Origin of the sequence: Cloacibacterium sp. TD35, from assembly GCF_028864635.1 — a bacterium.
GTDB lineage: Bacteria > Bacteroidota > Bacteroidia > Flavobacteriales > Weeksellaceae > Cloacibacterium.
Genome location: NZ_CP104850.1, coordinates 710517 through 730275, shown reverse-complemented (window position 1 = coordinate 730275; position 19759 = coordinate 710517). Strand labels below are relative to the sequence as shown.

At 33.4% G+C, this 19759-nt stretch carries 24 protein-coding genes; 18 read left to right on the top strand and 6 right to left on the bottom strand.

The genetic code is table 11. The annotated features are described in order from the left end of the window. Nucleotides 1-4 precede the first annotated feature (4 nt). Complete coding sequence (locus N7277_RS03285) at nucleotides 5-517, top strand: GNAT family N-acetyltransferase (RefSeq protein ID WP_274780325.1); 513 nt, start codon at nucleotides 5-7, stop codon at nucleotides 515-517. 3 nt (nucleotides 518-520) lie between these two features. On the opposite strand, the gene bcp is transcribed toward N7277_RS03285, so the two are convergent. Then, nucleotides 521-967, bottom strand: coding sequence for a thioredoxin-dependent thiol peroxidase (gene bcp / locus N7277_RS03280; RefSeq protein ID WP_069799804.1), 447 nt, complete (start codon nucleotides 965-967; stop codon nucleotides 521-523). Nucleotides 968-997: 30 nt separating this feature from the next. Between bcp and nth the strand changes: the two genes are divergently transcribed. Then, the gene (nth, locus tag N7277_RS03275; protein ID WP_274780324.1) at nucleotides 998-1618 is read left to right on the top strand and encodes an endonuclease III; all 621 of its coding nucleotides are present in this window, start codon (nucleotides 998-1000) and stop codon (nucleotides 1616-1618) included. 30 nt (nucleotides 1619-1648) lie between these two features. Here nth and N7277_RS03270 read toward each other — a convergent pair whose 3' ends face one another. Both N7277_RS03270 and N7277_RS03265 read right to left on the bottom strand, forming a co-directional pair. Next, nucleotides 1649-3439, bottom strand: a complete 1791-nt coding sequence (locus tag N7277_RS03270) for a DUF885 domain-containing protein (protein WP_274780323.1) — start codon at nucleotides 3437-3439, stop codon at nucleotides 1649-1651. Nucleotides 3440-3534: 95 nt separating this feature from the next. Next, the gene (locus N7277_RS03265; protein WP_274780322.1) at nucleotides 3535-4032 is read right to left on the bottom strand and encodes a DinB family protein; all 498 of its coding nucleotides are present in this window, start codon (nucleotides 4030-4032) and stop codon (nucleotides 3535-3537) included. 127 nt (nucleotides 4033-4159) lie between these two features. Here N7277_RS03265 and N7277_RS03260 point away from each other — a divergent pair, with 127 nt between their 5' ends. The 8 genes from N7277_RS03260 to N7277_RS03225 all read left to right on the top strand — a co-directional run bounded on the left by N7277_RS03260 (nucleotide 4160) and on the right by N7277_RS03225 (nucleotide 9044). Continuing rightward, nucleotides 4160-5047: a GLPGLI family protein gene (locus tag N7277_RS03260; protein WP_274780321.1), complete on the top strand. Its 888-nt coding sequence runs from the start codon at nucleotides 4160-4162 to the stop codon at nucleotides 5045-5047. Nucleotides 5048-5202: 155 nt separating this feature from the next. Beyond that, nucleotides 5203-5673 (top strand): AraC family transcriptional regulator, encoded by a 471-nt coding sequence (locus N7277_RS03255; RefSeq protein ID WP_274780320.1) that lies wholly within the window; start codon nucleotides 5203-5205, stop codon nucleotides 5671-5673. 124 nt (nucleotides 5674-5797) lie between these two features. Continuing rightward, on the top strand, nucleotides 5798-6091 hold the full coding sequence (locus tag N7277_RS03250; protein ID WP_274780319.1) for a 2TM domain-containing protein: 294 nt from the start codon (nucleotides 5798-5800) through the stop codon (nucleotides 6089-6091). A gap of 23 nt (nucleotides 6092-6114) precedes the next feature. Continuing rightward, the gene (locus N7277_RS03245; RefSeq protein ID WP_274780318.1) at nucleotides 6115-7458 is read left to right on the top strand and encodes a 2TM domain-containing protein; all 1344 of its coding nucleotides are present in this window, start codon (nucleotides 6115-6117) and stop codon (nucleotides 7456-7458) included. Beyond that, entirely contained in the window at nucleotides 7449-7757 is a 309-nt protein-coding gene (locus N7277_RS03240; protein ID WP_274780317.1) for a 2TM domain-containing protein, read from the top strand. The genes N7277_RS03245 and N7277_RS03240 overlap by 10 nt, the downstream gene beginning before the upstream one ends. A 2-nt stretch (nucleotides 7758-7759) precedes the next feature. Then, a complete protein-coding gene (locus N7277_RS03235; RefSeq protein WP_274780316.1) occupies nucleotides 7760-8071 on the top strand; it encodes a 2TM domain-containing protein in 312 nt (103 codons plus the stop codon). Next, entirely contained in the window at nucleotides 8068-8808 is a 741-nt protein-coding gene (locus tag N7277_RS03230; RefSeq protein ID WP_274780315.1) for a LytR/AlgR family response regulator transcription factor, read from the top strand. The genes N7277_RS03235 and N7277_RS03230 overlap by 4 nt, the downstream gene beginning before the upstream one ends. Nucleotides 8809-8816: 8 nt before the next feature. Beyond that, complete coding sequence (locus N7277_RS03225; RefSeq protein ID WP_274780314.1) at nucleotides 8817-9044, top strand: hypothetical protein; 228 nt, start codon at nucleotides 8817-8819, stop codon at nucleotides 9042-9044. Nucleotides 9045-9132: 88 nt separating this feature from the next. On the opposite strand, the gene N7277_RS03220 is transcribed toward N7277_RS03225, so the two are convergent. After that, a complete protein-coding gene (locus tag N7277_RS03220; protein WP_274780313.1) occupies nucleotides 9133-10362 on the bottom strand; it encodes a DUF6051 family protein in 1230 nt (409 codons plus the stop codon). Nucleotides 10363-10499: 137 nt separating this feature from the next. Then, a complete protein-coding gene (mnmA, locus tag N7277_RS03215; protein WP_274780312.1) occupies nucleotides 10500-11687 on the bottom strand; it encodes a tRNA 2-thiouridine(34) synthase MnmA in 1188 nt (395 codons plus the stop codon). Nucleotides 11688-11795: 108 nt separating this feature from the next. On the opposite strand from mnmA, the gene N7277_RS03210 reads away from it, so the two are divergent. Continuing rightward, nucleotides 11796-12320, top strand: a complete 525-nt coding sequence (locus N7277_RS03210) for a hypothetical protein (protein WP_274780311.1) — start codon at nucleotides 11796-11798, stop codon at nucleotides 12318-12320. Between the two features lie 44 nt (nucleotides 12321-12364). Here the strand turns inward: N7277_RS03210 and N7277_RS03205 are convergent, their stop codons facing one another. After that, the gene (locus N7277_RS03205) at nucleotides 12365-14881 is read right to left on the bottom strand and encodes an ATP-dependent Clp protease ATP-binding subunit (protein WP_274780310.1); all 2517 of its coding nucleotides are present in this window, start codon (nucleotides 14879-14881) and stop codon (nucleotides 12365-12367) included. A gap of 160 nt (nucleotides 14882-15041) precedes the next feature. On the opposite strand from N7277_RS03205, the gene N7277_RS03200 reads away from it, so the two are divergent. From N7277_RS03200 to N7277_RS03170, 7 genes are read left to right on the top strand one after another with little or no spacing between them, the layout of a single operon-like run. Continuing rightward, on the top strand, nucleotides 15042-15260 hold the full coding sequence (locus N7277_RS03200; protein ID WP_274780309.1) for a uroporphyrinogen decarboxylase: 219 nt from the start codon (nucleotides 15042-15044) through the stop codon (nucleotides 15258-15260). Between the two features lie 12 nt (nucleotides 15261-15272). Beyond that, the gene (locus tag N7277_RS03195) at nucleotides 15273-16376 is read left to right on the top strand and encodes a glycosyltransferase (RefSeq protein WP_274780308.1); all 1104 of its coding nucleotides are present in this window, start codon (nucleotides 15273-15275) and stop codon (nucleotides 16374-16376) included. 9 nt (nucleotides 16377-16385) lie between these two features. Further along, nucleotides 16386-16805, top strand: a complete 420-nt coding sequence (locus N7277_RS03190; RefSeq protein ID WP_069799841.1) for a SufE family protein — start codon at nucleotides 16386-16388, stop codon at nucleotides 16803-16805. Nucleotides 16806-16849: 44 nt separating this feature from the next. Next, complete coding sequence (locus tag N7277_RS03185) at nucleotides 16850-17755, top strand: glycosyltransferase family 9 protein (protein ID WP_274780795.1); 906 nt, start codon at nucleotides 16850-16852, stop codon at nucleotides 17753-17755. Nucleotides 17756-17791: 36 nt separating this feature from the next. After that, entirely contained in the window at nucleotides 17792-18541 is a 750-nt protein-coding gene (locus N7277_RS03180) for a Rossmann-like and DUF2520 domain-containing protein (protein ID WP_274780307.1), read from the top strand. A 51-nt stretch (nucleotides 18542-18592) separates the two neighbouring features. Continuing rightward, nucleotides 18593-19111: a KdsC family phosphatase gene (locus N7277_RS03175; RefSeq protein ID WP_274780306.1), complete on the top strand. Its 519-nt coding sequence runs from the start codon at nucleotides 18593-18595 to the stop codon at nucleotides 19109-19111. A 24-nt stretch (nucleotides 19112-19135) separates the two neighbouring features. After that, entirely contained in the window at nucleotides 19136-19696 is a 561-nt protein-coding gene (locus tag N7277_RS03170; protein WP_274780305.1) for a Maf family nucleotide pyrophosphatase, read from the top strand. Nucleotides 19697-19759: the final 63 nt, after the last annotated feature.

Sequence of the window (19759 nt, the reverse complement as noted above, 5' to 3'; positions counted from 1 at the left end):
AGATATGAAAACCTACGAAACCGAAAGACTTTTACTCAAACCTACAGATTTAGATGATGCCGAATTTATTCTTCAGCTTTTAAATTCTGAAAGTTTCATCAAATATATTGGTGACAGAAACGTAAGAACCATAGAAGACACCGAAAACTACATTCGCAATAGATGTTTTCCTCAGTTTGAAAGACTAGGTTACGGAAGTTTTACCGTAATTCTAAAGGAAGATTCTTCTAAAATGGGAACTTGTGGAGTTTACGCTAGAGAAAACACAGATAATGCTCCTGATATTGGCTTTGCTTTTTTACCAGAATTTGAAGGAAAAGGTTATGGCTATGAAAGTGCTAGTTTTCTAAAAAATTTGGTTAAAAATGATTTCAACATTACCAAATTGGGCGGAATTACGGTAGAATACAACCACGCTTCCAGAAAATTATTAGAAAAGCTAGGTTTAAAATTCCAAAAAAAATTCTTCATGGATGGTGATCCAGAAGAATTATTATATTTCGAAACTGATTTATAAAGATTACTTCAAAATCTGAGCTGCGTGATTTTTGGTTTCTACTTTTTCGATGACTTCTGTACAAACAGAATTTTCGTCAAATAAAAAGGTAGTTCTCACGATTCCCATGAATTCTTTGCCCATGAATTTTTTGAGTTGCCAAACCCCGAATTTTTCACAAACTTCATGGTTTTCATCGGCTAATAAATCATATTTAAACCCGAATTTATCATGAAATTTCTTTTGATTTTTCACAGGATCTGCAGAAATTCCCAAAATCGTAAAACCTTGTTTCGTTAAGTATTCTATATTTTCATTAAGGTTACAAGCTTCTGCTGTACAACCTGGCGTATTGGCTTTCGGGTAAAAGAAAACCACCAATTTTTTTCCTTTGAAATCTGAAGATTTTACCAGATTTCCGTCTTGATTATCCAATTGAAACGTAGGAAGTGTATCACCTATTTTTAACATAATGCTTATTTTTGTTCAAATTTACAGAAAATGACTAAAAAAGAGCGTGCAAAAATAGTAATGACTGAGTTAGAAAAAATCTATCCCGAAGTTCCTATTCCACTGAACCATAGAAATGCTTATGAACTATTGGTTGCAGTTGCACTTTCTGCACAAACTACTGATAAAAAAGTAAACGAAGTAACTCCTAAATTGTTTTCTGTAGCTCCCAATCCAGAAAAAATGGCAGTATTGGAAGAACCAGAAATCAAGGAATTGATTAAAGAAATAGGACTTTCTACCACCAAAGCCAAAAATCTAAAAATTATGGCCAATCAGCTTCTGAAAAGACATAACGGCGAAGTTCCTTCTAATTTTGAAGATTTAGAAAATTTAGCAGGAGTAGGTCATAAAACAGCTAGTGTAGTGATGAGTCAGGCTTTTGGTGTGCCTGCATTTCCAGTGGATACTCACATTCATCGATTGATGAAACAATGGAAATTAACCGAAGGAAAAAACGTGGTTCAAACGGAAAACGACGCTAAAAAACTTTTCCCAAAAGAAACTTGGAATAAACTTCACCTTCAAATTATTTTCTACGGCAGAGAATATTCTCCAGCCAGAGGAAATCAGGAGAAAGATTACCTCACGAAAATGCTTTTTGAGAAATAAAAAAACCGCAGAATTCTGCGGTTTATATTTTTACTGTTTCTTTACCCAAAGTTCCATCTTTCTTTCTAAAACGGATAATGGAAGACATCCTTGGTTCAGAATTTCATCATGGAATTTAGCCAAACTGAATTTCTTACCTAGTTCTTTTTGATATTTGGCTCTTAATTCTAAAAATTTAAGCGAACCGATTTTGTAGCCTAATGCTTGTCCCGGAATTGCCATATAACGCTCAATTGCGGCAGTTGCGCCTTCTTCAGAATCAGAAATATTGTTCAGATAATATTGAATTGCATCTTCTCTGGTCATTTTACCTGTATGAATTCCTGTATCTACTACCAAACGAACTGCACGTAACATTTGATCACTTAAATAACCCATTTTTTGATAAGGATCGGTGTACAAACCAAACTCTGGACCTAAGGTTTCGGTATAGTGCGCCCAACCTTCGCCATAAGCTCCGAACCAACCAAATCTCATGAATTTAGGAATCTCCATATTTTCTTGTTGAAGCGAAACTTGATAATGATGCCCTGGAATAGCTTCGTGTAGGAATAAAGATTCGAAACCATTGGTTACATTATATTTTGTAGCATCTGGAATGGGTGTATAAAAAATTCCCGGTCTACTTCCGTCTGCAGAACCTGGTTTGTATTCTGCACTTGCACTTGCTTCTCTAAATTTTTCGGTTCTTCTGATTTCAAACGGTGTTTTAGGAGATTGACTAAACATCGTTGGAAGCTTAGGTTCTATTTTCTTTAAAATCCCATTAAAAGCACCAATTACTTCTTCTGGCGTTTTATAAGGCATTGCTTTTTTATCCGTTTTTAGGCTTACTAAGAATTGTTCGAGTGTTCCTTTGAAACCTAATTGAGTTTTTACTTTCTCCATTTCTGCTCTTAACATGGCTACTTCTCTCAACCCAATTTTATTGATTTCTTCGGGAGTAAGATTAGTCGTTGTCCAAGATTTTGCGAGATACGTGTAAATATTGCTTCCATTAGGAATGGCATTAATTCCGTCTGTATTTCTCGCTTTTGGCAAATATTCTTTTTCTAGAAAATTACCCATTCTTTTATAAGCAGGAATAATTTTCGTTTTGATGGCGTTTTGATAAAGTACGGTATACTTTTGTTTATCCGCAGCAGAAAAATTGGCTGGGATTTTTTTGATAGGTCCGTAGAAAATATTTTTATCATAGTTTTCAGAAATAATTTCTTCACCTCTCATTTGAGGAATCATTTTCACCACCAATTTTTTTGGAAGCACCACATTTTGTTTCATTCCATCTCTGAAATTCTTTTCGGCAGTATTCATCCAAACGGCAAAAGCATCTATTCTTTTCAAGAAATTATCATAATCTTTAGTCGTTTTAAACGGTTGATTTCCATCTCCACTTCCTAACAATGGAAAATCTAATGGCAAACCTTCAAATTGGTTAAAAGGCATCAGTTCTGGATGATACGCATACTTTTCAATCTTATCTTTTAAGGTAAAATCTAAAACATCATAAACGGTTTTATCTTTATCAGAAAGAGATTCATAATCAAGAGTTTGCAACTTTTTTTGAGTTTCGGTATAAAATCCAATTTCCTTAGAAATAAAATCCTGACTGATGGCATTTGGCAATTGGTCATTATATCTATTATCACCTTGCATAGTGGCTTCTAGAGGAAACATTTTTAGGTAACCTTCATAATATTTAGAAGCAATGCTGTCTATATTGGCTTCGGATTTTGGCAAAGCAATGTCTGTTTTTTTACAACTGATTACGAAAAGCATCATTGCAAATATTCCTAAAATAGGCGTTCTAAAGAATCTCATTTGTCTTAAATTTTAAACAAAAATATAAATTATCTGTAAATGTGGATTTTAAAATCATAAAAAATAAAAAACTCCGAAAAATTTCGGAGTTTTATTTACATTTCTTGCTCGTCAGCAGAAGGTCCATAACTTCCAGGAACTGGGATATCTAATAATCGATAATAAACGCCCAATTGAGCTCTGTGATGCGTAGCTTGATTTAATGAATGACGAATTGCTCCGTATTTATCCCAATCTGCGAGAACTTGTTCGCCCATTTTCATTTGCCATCTTTCATTCAGTTTGTCTTCTGAAATTTCATGAAGTGTAGCTTTGCTTTTTTGATAATCTTCTTCTAATTTTTGTAAAAGCTGCTCTCTAGTTTCTAGAAAAGTAGGTTGATAATCTCCTGCTGCAAAATCTAAAACAGAAGTTTTGACAATGAAATCTGGCCAACCGAAAACTTCGGCAATGTGTGCTGAAAGAGGCATCATCTTCATGCTTTTTTCATGCGGCGCATAATCATTTTTCCCTTCAGGAAATCTTTCGAAAAACTTTTTAGTGGTTTGATACTCTTGTTCGAGTTCTTGTCTAAGTTGTGATAAGGTGTCCATAATTTTTGAGTTTGGTAGAACGAAGTTACATCAACTTAGAGAATCGTTTCTAAGAGTTGCTATTAAATTTTTCATAAATTTTTGTAACAAAGTATAAAATCCCTTACTAATTAATAAAATTTAAAAAATGAAATGGTATAAATCTTTAAGCTTTGCTTTATTGTTTTTAGTAGTTCTTGCAAATGCACAGTCTGCTAATAGATTTTTTTATGAATTGACCTTTAAACCCAAAAAAGGAATAGACTCTTTACAAAAAACAGTAATGATTCTAGACGTAGCCGATAAAAAATCACTTTATAGAGATTACTTGACGGTTTCACAGGATTCTGTCCTAAAAATTGAAGTTGAAAAAATGCAAAAAGCAGGTGTGTTCAAAGATTTATCAAAATCTTTCCAAATGCCAAAATTTGCTTATAAAATCACGAAAGAATATCCTACCATGAAGGTAAACTTTAGTGAAAGAATGCTGAATTCTGTTTTTGGATATAATGAAGAGCCAAAATTCAACTGGAAAATATCTAACGATAAACAAAAAATAGGAGAATACGAAGCTCAAAAAGCAACCACAGAGTTCGGTGGTAGAAAATGGACGGCTTGGTTTACAGAATCTATTCCTTTCCCAGATGGGCCGTATAAATTCTCTGGTTTGCCAGGATTAATTGTAAAAATAGAAGATGCTGAGAAAAATTTCTCTTGGCTTTTAACAGCTAATAAACCGCTAAAAGAATTTGAAGAACTTTCTTACAGCGAAAAACTATCGGCACAATTCGGTGCGAGAAATGATGTAACGATAATCAACAGAGATAAATTTGAATCTTCTTTTGAGGAATATAAAAAAGATCCTTTTGCATCAATAAGAGCGCAAATCACTCCAGAAATGAAAGCGATGAAGATGCCTGGAAATGATAAAACGATGGGCGAAATGATGAATGATCAAGAAAAATCAATTAAAGATTTCTACAACGCAAGTAATAATACCGTAGAAATCTACACTTCAGAAAAAGCAAAAAAATAAAAATTTCCATTCATATTAAACTTTTGTAACAGAAAACTCGAGGATTCGTCTTCGAGTTTTTTGGTTTTTATAATAAGAGGCTTCTGATTGGTTTTTAACCCTATATTTGTAAAAGTAATTGCTTGACTTACGAAGATTATTTTTAGCCTAATTTTATGGAAAACAAAGCCAATATCCAAATAAAAGAAATGCCAGAAATGCAGATTGCATCAGTATTAAGCATAGGTGTGCAGAATATAGGAAACGCTTACAACACACTTATTTCTTGGGCTATTTCTAAAAATATTTTCCCTAGAGAAAATGTGAAAATGATTACCGTTTATCACGATAGTTTCAAAGTTACTGCTCCCAATAAAGTGAGAATTCATGCAGGAATGTTGCTAGAAGAAGCCATCAAAAATGAAGGCGAAGTTTTCCTAGAAATTTTGCCAAAAGGGAAATATATCGTTTCACGACAAGAAATTACGCTCCCCGAATTCGAAACTGCCTGGAACGCACTTTTCCTTTGGATGAACGAAAACGGGCATCAGTTTAGAAAAGAATGTCCTTATAAAATTTACCATAATGATTACCGAGAACACCCTCAGAAAAAGTGTTTGGTAGATTTTTGTATTCCTATTTTGTAATTTTCTACGATTCAGTTTCTATTTTTTACAGTTCAGTAAAACTTATTTCTTTTCAGAAGTGAGCAGAGATACCTTTGTTCCATCAAAAAAGAAATACCCTATTAATTTATAAAATTTCACACTTATGGAAACGTACAAAACAACACAAGAACAGAAACTAGAAAACGCTAGAAAGCACGTAAAAAGAATCAAAGGTTTTTACACGCACACTTTGGTTTTCGTATTGGTAAACGTATTTATTATTTTCTCTAATGCAATTGTAGACGGAAAAGGTTTTAATGATATTGATAATTATTACACGGCTTTTTTCTGGGGTTTCGGCTTATTGGCTCATGGTTTATCGGTTTTTGGTGGTGAGCTGTTTTTAGGCAGAAACTGGGAAGAAAGAAAAATCCAAGAAATTTTAAACGAAAAATAATTTTAAAATATTATTTTTAGAAAATGAAACTCGAGGTAATCAAAAAAACGGCGCTTAACCTACTCTACATCAATATTATAGTAAGTCTTTTTATCTTCTTAATTGATGGTGGAGAAAAAACCTTCGAAAGGTACTCTGTTACTTTCCTTATTTCTGGAATGTATACGTTTTTCATAGGTTTAGGAAACGGTTTTTTAAACGATTATCTAGATTCTAAATTCTCGTGGACAGAGGAAACGCGCAAAAGAACCATCGCTGCTATTGTAGGAACTTTGGTGATGAACATTGCGCTGGTTTATTTTTGTAATTATTTGAATTTCATTATTATACAAGGCAAAAATCCAGAAAAATTCTTCAACGGTGAGATGAACTTCATCAATTGGTTTTTTATCAATTTTGCGATTATGATTTCGGCAATTGGTCACGTTCGAGGTTTTATGGCCGCTTGGAAAAACTCTACCAAAAAAGAAGTAGTAGAACAAAAAATCATCGCCAAATCTGCCAATGCACAATTCGAAAGTTTAAAAAATCAATTAGACCCGCATTTTTTATTCAATTCCCTGAATGTTTTAGACTCTTTGATTGAGGAAAATCCTGTTCAAGCGCAACGTTTTACCAATTCTATGTCGAAGATTTATCGCTATGTTTTGGAACAAAAAGACAAGGAACTGGTTTCGGTGGAAGAAGAAATAGACTTTGCCAAAATGTATTGCGAACTGCTGAAAACCAGATTTGAAGACGCAGTAACCTTTGAATTCAACATTTCAGAGGAAGACAAAAAAGGTTTTGTAGTGCCACTTTCTTTGCAACTTTTGCTCGAAAATTCTATTAAACACAATTTTGCTACCTCATCTAAACCATTGAATATCAACATATTTACAGAAAAAGGAAACCTTATCATCGAAAATAATTTGCAAACCAGAGAATTGCCGAATAAATCTACAGGCGTAGGTTTAGCGAACATTGTTTCGAGATATAATTTATTAACCGAAAGGAATGTCTTTGTAGAAAAATCAGAAACTTTCTTTCGCGTGAAACTCCCTATTTTAACAGAAAAATTGAACTCCATGAATCCATATACTCCATCACAAGAACAATTGGCTTTCGAAAAAGCCGCAAAACGAGTAGAAGAACTCAAAGGTTTCTACGGAAACTTAATTTCTTACTGCATCTTTATCCCATTCTTAATTTTTATTAATTTCCAAACTTCACCTAAATATAATTGGTTTTGGTGGCCGATGTTAGGCTGGGGAATTGGCGTAATTTCTCACGGAATTAAGACTTTCGGTATCGGAACAGATTGGGAAGAACGCCAAATCAAAAAATACATGGAAAAAGAAGAAGAAAACGCTAGAAAATGGAAATAACTATGGAAAATCAAGATAAATTCAACGAAATTGCTTACAAAAAAGCACAAAAAAGAGTAAAAGATATCAGAACGTATTATTACATGGTTTTGGGATATTTAGCGGTAGGTTATATCATTATTAGCCGAAATTATGACGGAAATCTTCTTAATATTTCTAGAAATTACAGCGTTTGGATGGTGATCTTATGGGGAATTTTTCTTTTGGGTTACGGAATTTATTTATTCACGGCTTATTTCAGAAATTGGGAAGAAAGAAAAACCAAAGAATTAATGGAGAAATACAAACAAAAAAATTAAAAATGGAACCTGTAAACGATAAAAATATTCAATACGAAAGAGCCAGAAAAAGAGTGAAAGAGATTAAAGGTTTCTATATTCACGCTTTGGTTTATGTTTTGGTCAACTTGTTTTTAATTCTCGCGAAATCCATTAAATACGATTCTTTTGAAACGTTTTTCCAGCAAAATCAATTCTGGGGAATTGGACTTTGGGGAATTGGACTTTTTGCGCATGGTTTATCCGTTTTCTTACCTAATTTTATCCTCGGAAAAAACTGGGAAGAAAAGAAAATCCGTGAATTGATGGAAAGAAATAGAAATTTGAAAGTATGAAAGTAGTAATTATAGAAGACGAAAAACCAGCCGCTAGAAAACTAGAAAGATTATTGAGTAATTTCACTGATTTACAAATGGTTGCAACACTCCATTCTGTGGAAGATGCTGTAGATTGGTTCAGTAAAAACGAACATCCTAAACTCATATTTTCAGATATTGTTTTGGGAGATGGTTTGTCTTTTGATATTTTTGAAAAAATTCCTACCAACAGTTTCATTATTTACACGACTGCTTTTGATCAATATACTTTAAAAGCCTTCAAACTCAATTCCATAGATTATCTTCTCAAGCCCATCTCAGAGGAAGATTTAGCCAAATCGATTGAAAAATTCAAAAGTTTTTTGCCTTCCGAAGAAACACACAATGCTTTGGAAATGAAATATTTAATCAAAGAAGATCAACCGAAATTATCTAGAATTTTGGTGAAAATTGGTTATAATTTGAAGGTCATCAAAACTGAAGAAATTTGCTGTTTCTATTCCGAAAACAAAATTGTTTACGCACAGACTCTAGAGCGAAGTTTCCCAACAGATTTTACCTTAGATGAACTGGAAGAAGTGTTAGACGAAAAATCGTTTTTCCGGGTAAACAGACAGTTTATCATCAGTTCAGATTGCATCAAAAACATTCATACTTCACCGAATTACAAAGTAGAATTGCAAGCGCAACCTGCCGAGGAAATTACAGTGAGTAGAGAACGTGTGAAAGATTTTAAAGATTGGTTGGTAAAATAATTGAAAATATGAAAAAATTGACTGCTTTTGTTGTTCTATTCTTAATGAGTTGTCATCCAAAAACCTTTGTTATAGAAGAAAAAAATGATGACAAATTTTTCCTCAACCAAGAAGTAAAAAGAGGCTATTCAGAAGGAATTTTATCTAAAAATCCCCTTATCATTATTAACGGAGGAGTCTTTAAATATGATGAAAATCTAGACACTATAAAAATTCCTTTAAAAAATCTAGAATAGAATCTGTAAATCTTTTGAATGAAAGTGGCGCAAAAACAATTTACGGCGTAGAAAAACGTGGAGCGGTTATTATTAATGCTTTTTAATATCAACCATTATAAAACGCACTCGCAGAATTGATAAAATGCTGAAAAGCTTCCGTAACCTCTTTCTGAATTTTATTGGTTAAAGGAAAAGGAACCATGTGCGAATATTCATAAGGAAAATCCTGAATTTCTATCTCAGTTTTTATATTTCTGTAACCGCCTTGCAAAGTATTGAGTGCTTCCATTGGTGGTGCAACTTCATCTTTTTCAAGAACATAGAGTTTGATTTGATGATGCAATTTTTTAATTCTTTCTTCCCTTTCTTTTTGGAAATAATTATACCTCAACATCATTTTGAACCAACTTTCCTGCGGATGTAATTTCTCGTCCTGAAAATGACCTAATCTTTCATCTGACTGGAAATCAGAACTCAATAATTCTGCAAAAACTGTTTGCATTTTTATAGCTGCTCTTGCATCCATAATGTATTTAGAAATTGGGAACATTCTATCAATCGTCATTCCACCACAGAAGCAAAAAAGTTTTGAATTTTCAAAAATTCCTTCTGGATCTGCCATTTTTAGAATCATCGATAAAAATGAACCAATAGAATATCCAAATAAATCAATAGAGGTTTCTGGAGAAATGCTTTTAATCTTCTGATTTCTAATATCTTTAACCACTTGTATTACATCTGAATACGTCTGAAAACCAGACCAAAAAATTCTCTGAGGATGCGCTTCTAAACGAGAACTTATTGCAGCATTTACAAAAGAGCAATTGGTATTTTCGGGATAATTTTTCTTTCTGAACTTTGCTACTTCTACCATTGTGCGTCTGTCACTCCAGATTTCTTCGGCTCTGTTCATGTGAAAAGCAATCGGAAAAAGAATGATGACTTTTTTGGTTTTTTGAGCCAATTCATAAGCCCAAGGTAAATATTTATCCCACTTTTTCTCGTTCAATCCATGGAAAAAAATGAGGGTGCCTTCGGCGATTTCTACATCTGCTCTTTTGAGAATATAATAGTCAAAATGCTTATTTCTTTCGATGTCAAAATCTTTCACATCAATGCTGGAAAACCCGTAAAGTATTTTATTTTGATTACTTTCCTTGAATTGTGTTTGGTGTTTTTCGCAGGATGTGGTAGAAAAAGAACCGTTCAGTAAATCTGCTTTTTTAGAATGAAAATGAATGGTTTCTATCGTTACATTTAAGTCTTCAATTATTTTGAAATTTCCTTCTTTTTCAAAGTTTTCTTTTAAAATTTCATAGAGTTCATTGTAATTCATAAGCATCATTTTAATTATAACTTCAAAATAAAAGTATTTATTGCTTAAAAGCTTTTATTGATAAGGTTTTTTCTTATTCTAAACATAAAAAAAAGCAGACTGTAATAGGCTGCTTTTCCTTTATATTTTTAAAATTTCTAAGAAATTACTCCACTTCCCAACAATTCTTCCCCTACATACCAAGCTGCAAATTGTCCTTCTGCAATAGCAGATTGTGGATTTTCAAATTCTATGAAAAATCCTTCTTCAAACTGATAAAGCGTGGCTTTTTCTAGAGGCTGTCTGTATCTAATTCTTGCCATTACTTCCATAGATTCTCCGTTTTTAAGACGTAAATCTTCACGAACCCAATGCAATTCTGAATTATCAATTTTCAAAGCTTTTCTAAATAATCCTGGGAAATTTCTTCCTTCCCCTACATACACCAAATTATTTTTCATATCTCTGGAAATGAGGAAACAAGACTCCTTATGACCACCAATTCCCAAGCCTTTACTTTGACCAATCGTATAAAATTGTGCACCTTGATGTTTACCAATCACTTTTCCGTCTGATTTTTTGTAATGGATTTTTGCAGACAAATATTCTAACTCTTCTAATTTTGAAGAAAATTCAGGTTTTTCTTTGTGATATTCAGCAAAATCACTGAAAATTTCAACAATTTCACCTTCTTTGGCTTTTAATTGTTGCTGAAGAAAAGTAGGCAAACTTACTTTCCCGATGAAACAAAGACCTTGAGAATCTTTTTTATCCGCAGTTGCCAATTCCATTTCTCTGGCAATTTCTCTTACTTCTGGCTTAGTGAGTTCACCAATTGGGAAAAGCGCTTTAGAAAGCTGTTTTTGATTCAATTGACACAAGAAATAACTTTGGTCTTTGTTATTATCTTTCCCTGCCAAAAGTTGATACACTTCTTCCCCATTTTCATTGGTAAAAGAATCTAATCTGGCGTAATGTCCTGTTGCTACTTTATCTGCACCTAATGAAAGTGCTGTTTCTAGAAAAACATCGAATTTTACTTCTCGGTTACACAGAACATCAGGATTGGGTGTTCTACCCTTTTCATATTCGGAAAACATATAATCTACAATGCGTTCTTTGTAGAGTTCGCTCATATCAATCACTTGGAACGGAATTCCTAGTTTTTTGGCCACTAAAAGGGCATCATTACTGTCTTCAATCCAAGGACATTCATCTTCTAAAGTTACCGAAGCATCATTCCAATTTCTCATAAAAAGTCCGATGACTTCGTGACCTTGTTTCTGCAACAAATACGCTGCAACACTGGAGTCTACACCTCCTGATAAACCGACTACTATTTTCATAATTGAGTTACGCTTTCGTTAAGGGAAAGTTTTACGACTGCAAAATTACGAATTAAAAACTCATTTGAAATTTTTCTGCTAAATTTGAATCATAGAAATTTTCTAAAAATGAAAAAATTATCTCTATTCTTTCTGACTTTGATGTCTTTTTCGGCATTTTCACAGGTGGAAATTCCTACACAAAACTCTAAATGGACTTTTGGTGGTTATGCTGGTTTAACTGGCGGTTTTGGTAGTAATAGCGGTATTGCAGTACATATTGCACCAAGAGTAGGTTATAAAATTTCTGAAAATTTAGAAACAGGTTTAATGGGAAGTCTCAATTGGCAAAACTCATCTTATTCTTACTCCACTTTGTTTGGAATTGGACCATTTGTGAATTATTATTTGGGCAGAAATTTCTATTTGGGTTCTCAATTTCAGGAATATTTTATCAGTCAAAAAATAAAATCTTCAGAAGAAAAATATAGTTCAAACGAAGCTGCACTTTACATTGGTGGCGGTTACATGCAAAGAATGGGCAACAATTCTTATTTGCAGATTGGCGGAATGTACAACGTACTTTGGAAACAAAACAGCAGTATTTTCAGCAGTGGTTTTGTACCTAATATTGGAGTGGTTTTTGGGTTGTAAACTTTAAAAAAATAAAAAACCTCCGAAAATTCGGAGGTTTTTGTTTATGCTTTTTGTTTAGATTTCTTTTGGGTTTCGCCTTCTAAAGCATCTTTGGCTTCGTTCAATTTTAGAATTACGGTTTCGCCTTCAGAGAATTGTTTGTTTACAAGCATTTCAGCCAATAAATCTTCTATATATTTTTGGATGGCACGTTTTAGAGGTCTTGCTCCAAAATCTTTGTCCCAGCCTTTCTCTGCGATGAAATCTCTAGCTTCGTCTGTTAATTCTACTTTGTAGTTTAGTTTTTCTAGACGTTTGTATAATTTATTTAACTCAAGGTCAATAATTTTCTTAATGTCTTCTTTTTCAAGAGAATTGAAGATGATAATATCATCTATTCTGTTCAAGAATTCTGGCGCAAAAGCTTTTTTCAGAGCGTTTTCTATGGTTGCTCTTGCTCTTGCATCTGTATTCGATTTTTTAGCAGAAGTTCCGAATCCTACTCCATCACCGAAATCTTTTAAATCTCTGGTTCCGATGTTAGAAGTCAAGATGATAATTGTATTTCTGAAATCTACTTTTCTACCCAAAGAATCAGTAACGTGACCTTCATCTAAAATTTGCAATAAAATATTGAAAACATCTGGGTGTGCTTTTTCTATTTCGTCTAATAAAACTACCGCGTAAGGTTTTCTACGAACCGCTTCGGTTAATTGACCGCCTTCTTCATAACCTACATATCCTGGAGGCGCTCCAACTAGTCTAGAAACCGCGAATTTCTCCATGTATTCACTCATGTCTATTCTAATCAATGCATCATCAGAATCGAATAATTCACGAGCCATTACTTTTGCCAATTCTGTTTTACCAACACCTGTTGTTCCTAAGAAAATAAATGTTCCAATCGGTCTGTTTGGATCTTTAAGACCTGCTCTATTTCTTTGGATGGCTTTCACAACTTTTTTCACTGCATCTTCTTGGCCAATTACTTTTCCGTTGAGTAAATTATCCATATTGGCTAATTTATCCATCTCGTTTTTGCCCACTTTTGTTACAGGAACTCCAGACATCATCGAAACTACCTCAGCTACATTTTCTTCGGTTACCACTTCTTTTTTCTCCTTCACTTCTTTGTCCCATTTGTCTTGAGCCACTGCCAATTCTAGTTGTAAACGCTCTTCTTCATCCTTTAGCTTTCTCGCTTCTAGATAATCTTGGGCTTTTACTGCTTTTTGTTTCTGCTCCTTGATTTCTTCAATTTGCTTTTCAAACTCAATAATATCAGTAGGAACTTTCATGTTTTTGATATACACTCTAGAACCTGCTTCGTCCATCGCGTCAATCGCTTTGTCTGGAAGGAATCTATCGGTAATATATCTCGAAGTAAGATTTACACACGCTGCAATCGCTTCGTCTGTATACGTTACATTATGATGATCTTCGTATTTGTCTTTAATTTGATTCAAAATCAAAATGGTTTCTTCTACAGAAGTAGGTTCTACCATTACTTTTTGGAAACGTCTTTCAAGAGCACCATCTTTTTCGATATACTGACGGTATTCGTCTAAAGTAGTCGCTCCGATGCATTGAATTTCGCCTCTTGCTAAAGCAGGTTTAAACATATTAGAAGCATCTAAACTTCCTGTAGAACTTCCTGCGCCAACAATCGTGTGCAATTCATCTATGAAAAGGATGACGTCTCTATTTTTCTCCAGCTCGGTCATAATCGCTTTCATTCTCTCTTCGAACTGACCTCTGTATTTAGTTCCAGCAACTAGACTTGCTAAATCTAAAGTAATTACTCTTTTCCCGAAAAGAACTCTAGACACTTTTTTCTGCATGATTCTAAGCGCTAAACCTTCTGCAATAGCGGATTTACCAACGCCTGGCTCCCCAATCAAAAGCGGATTGTTTTTCTTACGTCTTGATAAAATCTGAGAAACCCTTTCAATTTCTTTTTCTCTACCAATTACAGGGTCTAATTTACCTTCAGAAGCTAGTGCAGTAAGGTCTCTACCAAAATTATCTAAAGTTGGTGTTTTGCTTTTTCCTGTTCCTAGATTTCCAGTAGGTTTTTTCATTTGACCGTATTCTTCACGTTCTTCGTCATCATCATATGCAGAACTTTTTGGCAACTGACCTGTATTTTTAAGCATAGATTGATACTCTCTGGCTACGCTATCATAATCAATTTCGTAAGCACTTAAAATATTGGTAGTAGGATCTTCCATTTTATAGAGAATTCCTAACAAAAGATGAACAGTATTAATTTCTGAAGCTCTATATTGTCTGCATTCTAAATCTGCTCTTTTTACAGCATAATCTGCTAATTTGGTGAAAGAAATATTCTCCTTTTCTTCTGAAAAAGGATTAGTATTTACGTTCATATTTTCAATCTTTCTGCGAATCTGAGTAAGATCTGCCTGAAGATTTTCTAAAATTTCTTTAGCAGAATTATCCGTTTGAATAATTCCCAGCAAGAAATGCTCTGTAGATAAAAATTCGCTATGCAAACGTTTTGCTTCGCTTTTACTTTGTTTGAAGACTTTGGTTAAGCCTTCTGAAAATTTATTTTCCATGATAATTTCTCTCAATAAAATTCTAATGAAGTCAATATGAATTGATTTCGTAAATCAAAGTTACAAATACTTTACCAAACTCATATTATGACTTTATGACATTATTTTACAAAATTAATAGCAGGAAATTAGTAATTTTGTCGTCTTAAATTTTTTTGAAATGGACGCGAATTGGGCAAATTATGTAGGTTATGCTGCATCATTCTTTGTAGTGCTGAGCTTTATGCTTAAAAACATTAAACAAATCAGAGTAATTAATCTTATCGGTTGTATTGCTTTTGTAATTTATGGTGTTTTCAGCGGAATGTTGTGGCCTATCATTATTCCTAACGCAATTCTTTGCGTTATACAACTTTATCATTTATTAAAACACGATTAAAAGTTTTTTATAATGAAAATTTTGGTAAGCGTTTTCAATAATTTATACACCGATCAGCGTGTGGAAAAATTCTGCAAAACCTTGCACGAAAATGCTTACCAAATAGAAGTAATAGGGAATAATTGGGGCGGAAATCCCGAAATGCAAAGACCTTATCCATTTTCAAGAATTTCTTTACATTCCAAAAAATTACGTTTCGCTTATTTAGAATTTCATTGGAAATTATTCTTTGAATTGCTGAAAAAAGCCGACCGAAAAACGGTTCTTCACGCCAACGATTTAGACGCACTTTTACCCAATTATCTGGTTTCAAAAATCAAAGGAATTCCTTTAGTTTGGGATAGTCACGAGATTTTTACCGAAATGCCAACCGTAACCAACCGTTGGGTTCAGTATGTTTGGAGACTTCTGGAAAATGCTTTGATTAGAAAAATCAAATATTTTATCACGGCAAATGATTCTTATGCCAATTGGTTTGAGGGTACTTACAAGACTAAGAGACCTATTGTCATTAGAAATTTCCCTCAAAAATCAGAATCACCGAAAAATTTCGTTGAAAACCATCCAAAAGTAATTCTTTACCAAGGTGCCATCAATTATTCTAGAGGAATTGATAAGATGATTGAAGCGATGCAATTTATTGAAAATGCAGAGTTCCACATTGCAGGAAGAGGTCCTTTTTTAGAAGAATATCAACAACTTACGAGAACTTTGCATCTAGAAAATAAAGTAAAATTCTTAGGAAATCTTCATCCTGATGATTTAAGAAAAATCACCGAAAAAGCAGATGTAGGTATAAGCATTGAAGAAAATAAAGGCTTAAGTTATTACTACTCACTTCCGAATAAAATCTCAGATTACATACAAGCCAGAGTTCCTGTGGTAGTTTCTAAATTCCCCGAAATGCAGAAAATTATAGAAAATTATCATGTAGGCGAATTTATCACTTCTCACGAACCAAAACATTTGGCAGAAAAAGTAAAAACTGTTTTAGAAAAGGGGAGAAGTTCTTATTTGCCTCAACTGGAAATTGCTTCCCAAGAACTTTGTTGGGAAAATGAAGCTCCAAAAATTCTGGAACTTTATCAAAAAGTGATTATAGAAAACTTTCACTAATTTTGTACCATGACAATTCAAGAAAAACAACAAGAAATCATAGAAGAATTCGAGTTTCTAGACGATTGGGAGCAGAAATACGAATACATAATAGACCTTGGAAAAGAACTGAAAGGTTTGCCTGAAGACAAAAAAACAGAAGAAAATCTGATTAAAGGTTGTCAGTCAAAAGTTTGGTTAGACGCCGAATTTAAAGACGGAAAATTATTCTTCAATGCAGATTCTGATGGGATTTTACCGAAAGGAATTGTTTCACTTTTGGTGAGAATTTACAGCGGTCATTCTACCCAAGAAATTTTGGATTCTGACTTTGATTTTATCTCAAAAATCGGTTTGCAAGAATTTTTATCGCCTTCTAGAGCCAATGGTTTGATGGCAATGACCAAACAAATTAAGTTTTACGCGGTTGCATTTCAGTTAAAATCGTGAAAAAAATTTTAGCATATCGTTTTTCCGCTTTTGGAGATGTGGCAATGATTGTGCCTGTTTTGAAAGAATTTTTGGCACAAAATCCTGACACAGAAATTGTTTTCGTTTCTAGAAAAAACTTTGCCGATTTATTCGATGGAGTAGAGCGATTGACTTTTCGTGGCGTAAATCTAGATGATTACAAAGGATTTTTCGGGTTAAGAAAATTGGCTTTAGAACTGAAAAAGGAATTTCAGCCAGATTTTGTAGCCGATTTGCACAATGTTTTGCGCACTAAAATTCTGAGTTTTTTCTTCAAAAAAACGGCAACGCTTGACAAAGGAAGAACCGAAAAAAAATTACTTACGAGAAAGGAAAATAAGGTTAAAAACCCGCTGAAGCCAACTACAGAACGTTATGCAGATGTTTTCAGAAAATTAGGTTTTAAACTAAAACTTTCTCATCAATTATTCCCAAAATCTCAACAAAAATCTGGAATTGGATTTGCTCCTTTTGCTCAACATGCAGGGAAAATGCTTCCCATTGAAAAATCTTTAGAATTGGTAAAAACGCTTTCTAAAAATAATCCCGTTTATCTTTTTGGTGGCGGAAAAAAAGAAGTAGCGGTTTTATCAAAATGGGAGCAAGAGTTAGAAAATGTAACTTCTCTCGCTGGGAAACTTTCGCTAAAAGAAGAACTTCAGAAAATTTCTAAATTAGAACTCATGATTTCTATGGATTCTGCCAATATGCATTTGGCAAGTTTGGTGGGAACTAGAGTGGTTTCGGTTTGGGGAGCTACCCATTATTTCGCTGGATTTTTAGGATACGGACAGTCCGAAAATGACATTGTAGAAATTACAGATTTAGCATGCAGGCCTTGTTCTGTTTTTGGCAATAAACCTTGTTTCCGTGGGGATTATGCTTGTCTTAATCAAATAGAAATTTCTGAAATCTTGAAGAAAATTTAAAATTTTCCGAAAATAACTATTTCTTATCTTTGCTCTATGCAAATTGTACTCATCGGTTCTGGAAATGTGGCATTTCACCTAGCAAAAGCTTTTACAGAAGCTAAAATTCCTATTTCTCAAATTTTTGGAAGAAATACCACCGAGCTTCAGAAAATTTCAGAGCAATTTTCCATTCCTTTTTCTACTGAAACTCTAGTTACTGCTGATTTGTACATTATTTCGGTAAGTGATTCTTCGATTGCTGAAGTTTCATCTCTCATCAAAAATGAAAATGTTTTGGTAACGCATACTTCTGGTTCTGTTTCACGTGAAGCATTAAGTGGAAATTTCAGAAAATCAGTTTTTTATCCGCTTCAAACGTTTTCAAAATCAAAAAATTTAGACTATTCTAAAATTCCATTTTTCATAGATGCAGAAAACAAAAATGACAAAGAAATTTTGAAAAATTTAGCATCAAAGATTTCTAAAAACGTAATGCTTGCCAATGATGAAAAACGAAAATACATTCATTTGACGGCGGTTTTTGCTTGTAATTTCGTGAATCATTTGTACACAAGAGCTAAAGAAATTTCTGACAGTCAGGGAATTCCTTTTGATTATTTCTTACCATTAATTGACGAAACTACCCAAAAAATTCATGAATTAGAACCGAAATTAGCACAAACCGGACCAGCCATCAGAAATGATGAAAAAGTGCTGAAACTTCATGAATCTTTATTAACCGATGAAGAAAAACTAAAAATCTATAAAACCTTAAACGAATCTATTCTGAAAATGTATAGATAGATTTTCAGACTTAAGATATAAGATGTTAATTTGTTAGAAATCGTAAATTTTATGAGTCATTTAGAAAAATTAAAAAATATAAAAGCCTTTGTTTTTGATGTAGACGGTGTTTTCACAGACGGTAGCGTTTATCTATTGCCAGAAGGAAACATGTGCAGAGTGATGAATGTTTTAGATGGTTTTGCAGTGGTAAAAGCATTGAAAAAGAAATATAAAATCTGTGTTATTACAGGCGGAGATGACCCAATGGTTCGTCACAGAATACATTATTTGGGTATCACTGATTATTATTCAAAAGTGCATCATAAATTAGAAAAATTCGAAGAGTTTAAAGCAAAATATAATCTTCAAAACGAAGAAATTCTTACGATGGGAGATGATATTCCAGACATCAAAATGATGAAAATTTCTGGAATTGCAGCTTGTCCGCCAAATTCTGTAGCAGAAGTAAAAGAAATTTCGGACTATATTTCTCCTATTTACGGTGGAAAAGGCGCTGTAAGAGACGTTATAGAACAGGTCATGAAAGTACAAGGAGCTTGGATTGATGATGATACGCAGTCTATTTAAAAAACTTATAGCTACTTAAAAAAAATGAAAATATTACTTGGCTCTAATTCACCTAGAAGAAAAGAACTTTTACAAAGTTTAGGCTTTGATTTTGAGGTGGTTTCTATAGATTGTGACGAAGTTTTTCCAGAAAATTTACCCGTAGAAAATATTGCAGGATATCTCTCTGAGCTTAAAGCAAATGCTTACAAAAATCTACAAAAAGATGACGTTTTACTCACCTCTGACACCATTGTCACCTTTGAAGGAAAAGCATTGGGAAAGCCTAAAAATAGGGAAGAAGCTGTAGAAATGCTTCAACATTTGTCAGGAAAAACACACCAAGTTTACACCGCTGTTTCTTTTAAAACAGATGAAAAAATCATCACTAAAACTGATGTAGCAAATGTAGAATTTTCAGAAATTGATGACCAAGAAATTAATTTTTACATCGAAAATTATCATCCTTTTGACAAGGCAGGTAGCTACGGAATTCAGGAATGGCTGGGCATGGCAAAAATCTCAAAAATCAATGGCAGTTTTTACACAATTATGGGATTGCCTACACATTTGGTTTACGGAACTCTAAAAGATTTAGGTTTCTAAAAAAATCCTTATTTTTACTGAATGTTTTTAGCCTCAATCACAATAAATTGTGGCAATTTCAGT

Bases quoted from the DNA above. Each gene is read 5' to 3' on its own strand.
- N7277_RS03195 (WP_274780308.1), top strand. From the start codon at position 15,273: ATGAAAATTTTGGTAAGCGTTTTCAATAATTTATACACCGATCAGCGT.
- N7277_RS03260 (WP_274780321.1), top strand. From the start codon at position 4,160: ATGAAATGGTATAAATCTTTAAGCTTTGCTTTATTGTTTTTAGTAGTT.
- N7277_RS03240 (WP_274780317.1), top strand. From the start codon at position 7,449: ATGGAAATAACTATGGAAAATCAAGATAAATTCAACGAAATTGCTTAC.
- N7277_RS03175 (WP_274780306.1), top strand. From the start codon at position 18,593: ATGAGTCATTTAGAAAAATTAAAAAATATAAAAGCCTTTGTTTTTGAT.
- N7277_RS03265 (WP_274780322.1), bottom strand. From the start codon at position 4,032: ATGGACACCTTATCACAACTTAGACAAGAACTCGAACAAGAGTATCAA.
- N7277_RS03185 (WP_274780795.1), top strand. From the start codon at position 16,850: ATGATTGTGCCTGTTTTGAAAGAATTTTTGGCACAAAATCCTGACACA.
- N7277_RS03220 (WP_274780313.1), bottom strand. From the start codon at position 10,362: ATGAATTACAATGAACTCTATGAAATTTTAAAAGAAAACTTTGAAAAA.
- N7277_RS03205 (WP_274780310.1), bottom strand. From the start codon at position 14,881: ATGGAAAATAAATTTTCAGAAGGCTTAACCAAAGTCTTCAAACAAAGT.
- N7277_RS03235 (WP_274780316.1), top strand. From the start codon at position 7,760: ATGGAACCTGTAAACGATAAAAATATTCAATACGAAAGAGCCAGAAAA.
- bcp (WP_069799804.1), bottom strand. From the start codon at position 967: ATGTTAAAAATAGGTGATACACTTCCTACGTTTCAATTGGATAATCAA.
- N7277_RS03250 (WP_274780319.1), top strand. From the start codon at position 5,798: ATGGAAACGTACAAAACAACACAAGAACAGAAACTAGAAAACGCTAGA.
- N7277_RS03170 (WP_274780305.1), top strand. From the start codon at position 19,136: ATGAAAATATTACTTGGCTCTAATTCACCTAGAAGAAAAGAACTTTTA.
- N7277_RS03285 (WP_274780325.1), top strand. From the start codon at position 5: ATGAAAACCTACGAAACCGAAAGACTTTTACTCAAACCTACAGATTTA.
- N7277_RS03245 (WP_274780318.1), top strand. From the start codon at position 6,115: ATGAAACTCGAGGTAATCAAAAAAACGGCGCTTAACCTACTCTACATC.
- N7277_RS03270 (WP_274780323.1), bottom strand. From the start codon at position 3,439: ATGAGATTCTTTAGAACGCCTATTTTAGGAATATTTGCAATGATGCTT.
- N7277_RS03190 (WP_069799841.1), top strand. From the start codon at position 16,386: ATGACAATTCAAGAAAAACAACAAGAAATCATAGAAGAATTCGAGTTT.
- N7277_RS03210 (WP_274780311.1), top strand. From the start codon at position 11,796: ATGAAAAAATTATCTCTATTCTTTCTGACTTTGATGTCTTTTTCGGCA.
- mnmA (WP_274780312.1), bottom strand. From the start codon at position 11,687: ATGAAAATAGTAGTCGGTTTATCAGGAGGTGTAGACTCCAGTGTTGCA.
- N7277_RS03200 (WP_274780309.1), top strand. From the start codon at position 15,042: ATGGACGCGAATTGGGCAAATTATGTAGGTTATGCTGCATCATTCTTT.
- N7277_RS03230 (WP_274780315.1), top strand. From the start codon at position 8,068: ATGAAAGTAGTAATTATAGAAGACGAAAAACCAGCCGCTAGAAAACTA.
- N7277_RS03225 (WP_274780314.1), top strand. From the start codon at position 8,817: ATGAAAAAATTGACTGCTTTTGTTGTTCTATTCTTAATGAGTTGTCAT.
- N7277_RS03180 (WP_274780307.1), top strand. From the start codon at position 17,792: ATGCAAATTGTACTCATCGGTTCTGGAAATGTGGCATTTCACCTAGCA.
- nth (WP_274780324.1), top strand. From the start codon at position 998: ATGACTAAAAAAGAGCGTGCAAAAATAGTAATGACTGAGTTAGAAAAA.
- N7277_RS03255 (WP_274780320.1), top strand. From the start codon at position 5,203: ATGGAAAACAAAGCCAATATCCAAATAAAAGAAATGCCAGAAATGCAG.